Genomic DNA, 6,599 nt, shown 5'->3' with positions numbered 1-6,599 from the left:
GCGAGGACCCGCGCGCCACGCTGCCTGCCTTCGAAGCGGCGCTGCGTGCCGGGCGTGCAGAGCCCCGTGTCGAGGCGCCGCAGTGGCCGCATCCGACGCTGCCCCCTTCCCGGTGAGGCAGCACATCCGGCACGGGCGCCGGCTCGCGCTGGTGCTCGCCTGCATCGTGCTGGTGGCGCTGCTGGCCTTGCAGGTGTGGAGCGACGGACCCGTCACGCGGCTGGACTTGCACGTCACGCAGTGGCTGGCGGCCCACCGCACCGCGTGGCTCACCGGCTTCATGCTGCTGGTGAGCGCCGCGCACCAGACCAAGTGGCTGCTGGCCGCGACGCTGGCCTTGGCGCTGTGGCTAGGCTGGCGGCGCGAGTGGGGGCAGGTGGTGCGCCTGGGCGTGGTGCCCGCGGGCATGCTGCTCAACGCGGGACTCAAGACCGTGTTCCAGCGTCCGCGCCCGCACCTGGAGGATCCGCTGGTGCACCTGCTCACGCTCAGTTTCCCGAGCGGCCATGCCGCGGCCTCCACCGTGTTCTACGGCGCCCTGTGCGCGCTCGCGTTCGCGCGCTGGCGCCGCGGCGCGGTCCGCGCCATCGCCCTGGGGCTGGCTGGCGCGATGGTGCTGCTGGTGACCTTCAGCCGCGTGTACCTCGGCGCGCACTACGTGAGCGACGTGGTGGCGGGGGTGGCGGTCGGCGCGGTCGCCCTCGCGCTGTTCCTGGCGCCCTGGGGCAGGGGCGCGCGCGGAGCCGCGAAATGACCGACGGCTAGCTGCTGGCGGCCGTCGTGGCGCAGAAGGTCGGCAGCGCATACACCGTCAGCCGCCCCTGGCGGCCGCGGATCTCCAGGTCGTGCCGCTGCCAGTCGCCGGGCGCGCGGCCGGCGCGCCGCAGCACCTCCTCCGAGACGACGATGCGCACCTTCAGCAGCTTGGTCATTTCCTGCAGCCGGCTGGCGGTGTTGACCGCGTCGCCGACCGCGGTGAGCGTGCGCGTCTCGCGGTAGCCCACCGTGCCCACTGCCGCCGTGCCGGCATGGATGCCGATGCCGAAGTCGAGCGGCCGGCGCAATTCGGCCGTGAGGCTGTCGTTGAGGGCCGCCATGCGCCGCTCGATCGCCTGCGCCGCCACCAGCGCCTGCTGCGCCGCGCTGACCGAATCCGTCTCCAGGCCGAACAAGGCCATCACGCTGTCGCCGATGAACTGGTTGGGGACGCCGCCGGCCTCGCGCACCGCGTCGCCGACTGCGGCGAAGTACTGGTCCAGCACGTACACCAGGTCGAAGGGCAGGTGGTGCTCGGACAGGCCGGTCCAGCGGCGCAGGTCGGCGAACAGCACCACCACGTCGCGCTCCGCATGGGGGCCCCAGCTTTCGAAGGCGGGCGCGCCCTCGCGCGGCGCCGCCAGCGGCCGCACCTCGATCGCGGCCGTGGGACGCAGCTGGCAGGCGAGCCGCACGGCCGGCGGCGCGCCGATGCGCGCCAGCGTGGCGGCCTCCTCCGGGTTCGGCTCGGGCAACGGCGCCGCGCTGGCCCGCACCTCGATGCGGCAGGTGGAGCAGCGCGCGCGGCCGCCGCACACCGACATGTGCGGAATGCCGAAGGCGCGGCTGGCCTCCAGCACCGAGTAGCCCGCGGGCACGTCGACCTTCTGGTCCGGGTAGGTGATGCGCACCATGCGCCCGCTGGCGCGCGCCCAGGCCACCTGCGACCAGCGGGCGGCGAGCGTCAGCGCCAGCAGGACGAGCGGCGTGTAGAAGATGATCTCGACCCAGAGCTGCAGCGTCGCGTCGTGCGGGCTCGGCGGGCGCGACTGGATCGGCAGCCGCGTGGCCTCGCGCGCCATCGCCAGGTAGCCGGTGAAGGCCAGCACCGGCAGCATGGTGGCCACGACCACCAGCGTCGGCTGCCAGCGCCGCCAGCGCGGGCGATGGCGGAAGGCGAGCTGCAGGCCGAAGCAGGCGTGCAGCCACACGATCACGATCATCGTCAGCTGGCGCAGGGTGAAGTTGCCGGCCCACATGGAGGCGGTGACGCGCCGGTAGGTGTCGTCCCAGCCAATGAGCTCCCAGGACAGGCGGGTCTGCACCATGTGGAAGGCCAGCAGCAGCGGGATGGTGAAGCCCAGGGCGATGCGGCTCCATTCGAGCGCCGGCATGCGCAGCGTGTGGCGCTCGTACAGCGCCATCAGCGCGAGGCTGAAGTGCAGCAGCAGCGCCCCATAGAATGCCACCGTCGCCGGCAGGCTGCGCCAGAAGGCCACGAACACTTCGCGGCCCGCCTCCGCGGCGCCGAGCGAGACCAGGCCCACCGCGTGGTTCAGGAGGTGGGTCGCGACGTACGTCAGCAGGATCAGCCCGGAGGCCAGGCGCAGCGTGCGCGGACGGGTGTTCAGGGGGTTCAATGGCAACGGTTCAGGCGTCGACTTTCGGGCTGCGCAACGTGAAGATGCTGCAGGGCCTCTCGCAGGAGCGCCTGGAGATTCTCGCCGCGCAATGCACCTGGCGCACGGTGGAGCCGGGGCAGGTGATTGTGGCGCGCAACAGCCGCGACCGCGACGTGCATTTCGTGGTGAGCGGGCACGTGCGGGTGACCACCTTCTCGGCCGGCGGCAGGCAGGTGACCTTCCGCGACGAAGAACCGGGCGAGATGTTCGGCGACCTCGCGGCCATCGACGGCCAGCCGCGCTCGGCCGACGTGCTGGCGCTCGACTCCGTGCTGGTCGCCTCGCTCTCGCCCGAGCACTTCCGCGCCTTGATCGCCGCCGAGGAACTGGTGCGCGAGCGCGTGCTGCAGCGCCTGGCCGGCCTGGTGCGCCTGCTGTCGCAGCGCGTGATCGAGCTGAGCACGCTGGGCGTGCAGAACCGCATCCACGCGGAGCTGCTGCGCCTGGCCCGCGCCACCGGTGCTACGGGTCCGCAGGCGCGCATCGAGCCCGCGCCCAAGCACGCCGACATCGCGAGCCAGGTGAGCACGTACCGGGAGCAGGTGACGCGCGAGCTTTCGCTGCTCACGAAGCAGGGGCTGCTGGCGAAGGACGGGAGCGCGCTGGTGTTGCTCGATGTGCCGCGGCTTGCGCGCATGGTGGAAGAAGTGCGGTCGGAGGCCTGAAAGCGCTGGGGTTCGGCGCGCTCCGCGCGCGCTCACCGCCAGCCTACGAGATCCGGTGCGCAAACGCACATTCGAAGAGGGGCGGGCTCTCCAGAATTCGGGCTGTGGACACGACGTTCCACCCCAACCCGAAAGGAACCATCATGAACCGCTCCATCGCCATCGCCGCCATCGCCCTCGCCGCCGCTTCCACCGCCTTCGCCGAGAGCCCGCTCGCCAGCGACGCTTCGTTCACCAGCGTCAAGAACCGCGCCGAAGTGCAGGCCGAACTGCAGCAGTACAAGGCCGCCGGCGTGAACCCCTGGTCCACCAGCTACAACCAGCTGCGCGGCTTCCAGAGCACCAAGACCCGCGCGCAAGTGACGGCCGACTACCTGCAGTCGCGCGACCAGGCCGCCGCCCTGACCGGCGAAGACAGCGGCTCCGCCTACCTGTCCGCCCGCGCGCTTGGCGATGCCGCCCCGGTGCTGGCCGGTCAACCCGTCAACGCCCAGTGAGCTCCCCCGTGCCACCGTCGCCCCCGCGCAGGCGGGGGCCCGGAGGCTCGCGCCTTTCGCCGGAGAATCCCCTGGATTCCCGCCTGCGCGGGAATGACAATTTCTCCGGACATCGTTCAGGCACTGGACTAGACTCGGCGACCACCGCCCGAGACCAGCCTTGGAAGCGCGCCCAGCCCGTCCCGCCGAAGGCGACTTCGTCGCCTGGAACGGCGGCTGCCTGCTGATCGGCAGGGGCGCGGGCCGCATCGCCCCGCATTCGCATTACGCCATCCAGTGGGTGATCGGCGTACCCGCCGGCCTGCGGGTGCAGTTCGGCCGCAACGGCGACTGGCAGTCTTGCGCCGCAGCGCTCATCCCCTCCCGCGCTACCCACACCATCGACGTGGTCGAGTGCGAGTGGACCGCGGTGATGTTCATCGAACCCGAGACACCGCAGGGCAGGGCGATCGCCGAGCGCCTGCGAGGCGGCCTCGAGTTGCTGGAGCCCGAGGCGACGGCCGTGTTCGCGAAACGGCTCGAACGCGCCTGGCGCACCGAGCGCAGCGCCGACGCCGTGCGCACCGTCTGCCTGCAACTGGTCCACGAACTTTCGCAGACTTCGCCCCGGCAGGCTTCCGACCCGCGCATCGTGGCGGCGACGGAGGCGATCCGGCAGCACATCGACCAGCCCGTCACCCTCGAGGCCGTGGCGCGCATCGCGCACCTCTCGCCCAGCCGGTTCCGCCACCTCTTCGTCGAGGAGACCGGCATGCCGCTGCGCACGTACGTGCTGTGGCGGCGCCTGCTGCACGTGTGGGAACTGCTGGTGGAGGGCGACACCCTCTCGGGCGCCGCCCACGCCGCCGGCTTCGCGGATTCGGCCCACCTGTCGCGCACGGCGCGCAGCATGTTCGGCCTGCCGCCCTCGGCGCTGCAGATGAACGGGCCCTTGAGCGCGCGCGGACGCATGCAGCAGCGTCAGCTCGGTTGAAGCACCGGGCCGCTCAGCGTCCGCAGGAAGGCCGCGAGGTCGCGGATGTCCGCGTCCGAGAGGCGGATCGCCTGCCGCTCGGCATGCCGTTCGCCGGGGCGGGCGAGCTCGCTGTGGCCGAGGGCCGCCAGCGGCGAGCGGGCGTAGTGCCGCAGCGCTTCCTCCAGCGAGTCGAACTGGCCCGCGTGCATGTAGGGCGCGCGCTCCGCCACGTTGCGCAGGCTGGGCGTGCGGAAGGCGCCGAGTTGCGCGGCGTCGCCCGTGGCGAGGAATTCGAGTTCGCCGCATTGGCCGGGCTTCGCATCGCTGTAGCGGCCCAGGCAATTGAACTCGTCCTGCTGCAGCTTGCGGATCGCCTCGGCGCGGCCGGCATCGGGACGGCTGCGGTCGCGCGGCGGCACGCCCGTGTTGTGGAAGGCGTGGTCGGTCAGCAGCGGGCCGTTGTGGCAGGTCACGCACTGGCCTTCGTTCAGGAACAGGCGCAGGCCGCGGATCTCCTGCGCCGAGAGGAGAGGCTCGCGCGGGGCGCTGCCCGACGCGATGGCTTGGGCGTAGCGGTCGAAACGCGATTCGCCATAGGACACCTGGCGCTCGTAGGCCGCGATCGCCTTGCCCATGTTGGCGAACACGCGGTTCACCTGCTCGCGCGCGGCAGCCGGCATGGCCTGCCAGGCGGCGCGCTGCGCGTCGTTGCCGTTGGGGGAGGCGTCGGCGGGCAGGCCGGCGAGGCTCGGCAAGGGCCCGAACACGCTCTCGTACTGCGCCTGGTAGTGCGCCTGCACGGTGCGCGCGAAGCGCGCGCGGTTGCCGCCGTGCTCGGCCGGATCCTCCAGCGGGCCCAGGGCCTGCGACCACAGGCTGTCCTTGCGCCCGTCCCAGAACAGGAAGGGGGAGTGCGCCGCGCCCATCACGGGCATCGTGCGCCGCTGGCCGGTGCCCACGCCCTGGCCCACGGGCCGGTCGTCCTGGAACTGGCGGTTGGAGGCATGGCAGGTGGCGCATGCCACCTCGCCGTTGCCGCTCAGGCGCTTGTCGTTGAACAACGCGCGCCCGAGTGCGGCGGCATCGGCCCGCAGCTCGTAGGCGTTGGACGGATCGGCAGGCCGCGCACCGGCCTGCTGCAGCCGCATGGAGGCGATCGTGCCGGCTTCCTCGGAAGTCCACTTCACGCGCGTTGTTGCGGCGGGCGCGGTCCGGCTCACGACGGCGTTGAAGGTCACGCGGTCGCCGCCTTCGGCGCCCTGGATCGCGAGCTTCACTTCCCACCAGCCGGGCATGCTGAACTTCATGCCTTCCAGCAGGTAGGTGCCGTCGGCGATCTCGCGCTCGACCCGCGGCTGGGTGGGAAAGCCGTGGCCGTGCTGCGGCATGCCGCCGCCGACCGTGAAGCGGGCGCCGTGCACCGGCTTGCCGCCGGGCGTGGCCAGCTTCACCTGCCAGCTGTGCATCTGGTTGATCGCTGGCGCCGTCTCCGGCGGCACCAGCGTCACGTGGTACTTGCCTTCCGCCGAGGCCTTGTCGAGCGAGAGATCGAGATCCGGCGGCGCGCTGCAGGCGGCGAGCGCGGCCAGGCCGGCGCCCAGGGCGAGGGTGCGGAGCATGTGCAAGAGGAGCATCTGAGGAATCCGGGGTGGTGGGGCAGACCCTGGATTCTTCGAAACCTTGCCCGTTTGCTCTTGAACGAAGAGGCCGACTTCGCAGCCCTTTCATTCAAGTGGCCTGGCGGTGGAGCTTTTCATCCCTCCGGGCTGGCCGTGCAGCGATCGGTAGGCTGGCGGTGGAGCGCAGCGGAACCCCAGCTTCCATCGCACACAATCCCGTGCAGCCGGTCAGCATGCCGCGCTGGAGCGACGCCAACGCGGACAAGGTCTACCGGCTGCAGCCCTTCGGCGGCGAGCTTTCCGACTTCCGCGCGGTCTCCGGCTACCGCCTGCCGTTCCGCGTGGACGGCGGCAACTTCTTCGGCACGCCGGAGTACTTCCCGTTCTACAGGGCGCGGGTGCTGGAGATCGCGCTGCGCGAATGA

Annotated in this window: 7 protein-coding genes; 5 read left to right on the top strand and 2 right to left on the bottom strand. The window is 71.7% G+C overall.

What is annotated here, in order from left to right; translation table 11 throughout:
* Positions 1 to 112 precede the first annotated feature (112 nt).
* The gene (locus VFM98_RS17475; protein WP_325111177.1) at positions 113 to 754 is read left to right on the top strand and encodes a phosphatase PAP2 family protein; all 642 of its coding nucleotides are present in this window, start codon (positions 113 to 115) and stop codon (positions 752 to 754) included.
* Between the two features lie 7 nt (positions 755 to 761).
* Here VFM98_RS17475 and VFM98_RS17470 read toward each other — a convergent pair whose 3' ends face one another.
* On the bottom strand, positions 762 to 2,396 hold the full coding sequence (locus tag VFM98_RS17470) for an adenylate/guanylate cyclase domain-containing protein (RefSeq protein WP_325111176.1): 1,635 nt from the start codon (positions 2,394 to 2,396) through the stop codon (positions 762 to 764).
* Between VFM98_RS17470 and VFM98_RS17465 the strand changes: the two genes are divergently transcribed.
* From VFM98_RS17465 to VFM98_RS17455, 3 genes are all read left to right on the top strand, one after another.
* Positions 2,396 to 3,103 (top strand): Crp/Fnr family transcriptional regulator, encoded by a 708-nt coding sequence (locus VFM98_RS17465; protein WP_325111175.1) that lies wholly within the window; start codon positions 2,396 to 2,398, stop codon positions 3,101 to 3,103. The genes VFM98_RS17470 and VFM98_RS17465 overlap by 1 nt on opposite strands.
* A 143-nt stretch (positions 3,104 to 3,246) precedes the next feature.
* Entirely contained in the window at positions 3,247 to 3,600 is a 354-nt protein-coding gene (locus tag VFM98_RS17460) for a DUF4148 domain-containing protein (protein ID WP_325111174.1), read from the top strand.
* A gap of 160 nt (positions 3,601 to 3,760) precedes the next feature.
* Entirely contained in the window at positions 3,761 to 4,573 is an 813-nt protein-coding gene (locus tag VFM98_RS17455; protein WP_325111173.1) for an AraC family transcriptional regulator, read from the top strand.
* On the opposite strand, the gene VFM98_RS17450 is transcribed toward VFM98_RS17455, so the two are convergent.
* The gene (locus tag VFM98_RS17450; protein WP_325111172.1) at positions 4,561 to 6,174 is read right to left on the bottom strand and encodes a cytochrome c peroxidase; all 1,614 of its coding nucleotides are present in this window, start codon (positions 6,172 to 6,174) and stop codon (positions 4,561 to 4,563) included. The two genes, VFM98_RS17455 and VFM98_RS17450, sit on opposite strands and share 13 nt — an antisense overlap.
* A 218-nt stretch (positions 6,175 to 6,392) precedes the next feature.
* On the opposite strand from VFM98_RS17450, the gene VFM98_RS17445 reads away from it, so the two are divergent.
* Entirely contained in the window at positions 6,393 to 6,599 is a 207-nt protein-coding gene (locus tag VFM98_RS17445) for a hypothetical protein (protein ID WP_325111171.1), read from the top strand.

The organism is Ramlibacter sp., from assembly GCF_035706265.1.
Taxonomy (GTDB): Bacteria; Pseudomonadota; Gammaproteobacteria; order Burkholderiales; family Burkholderiaceae_C; genus Ramlibacter.
The sequence above is the reverse complement of the archived record's forward strand: the minus strand, read 5'-3'. Positions and strand labels throughout refer to the sequence as shown.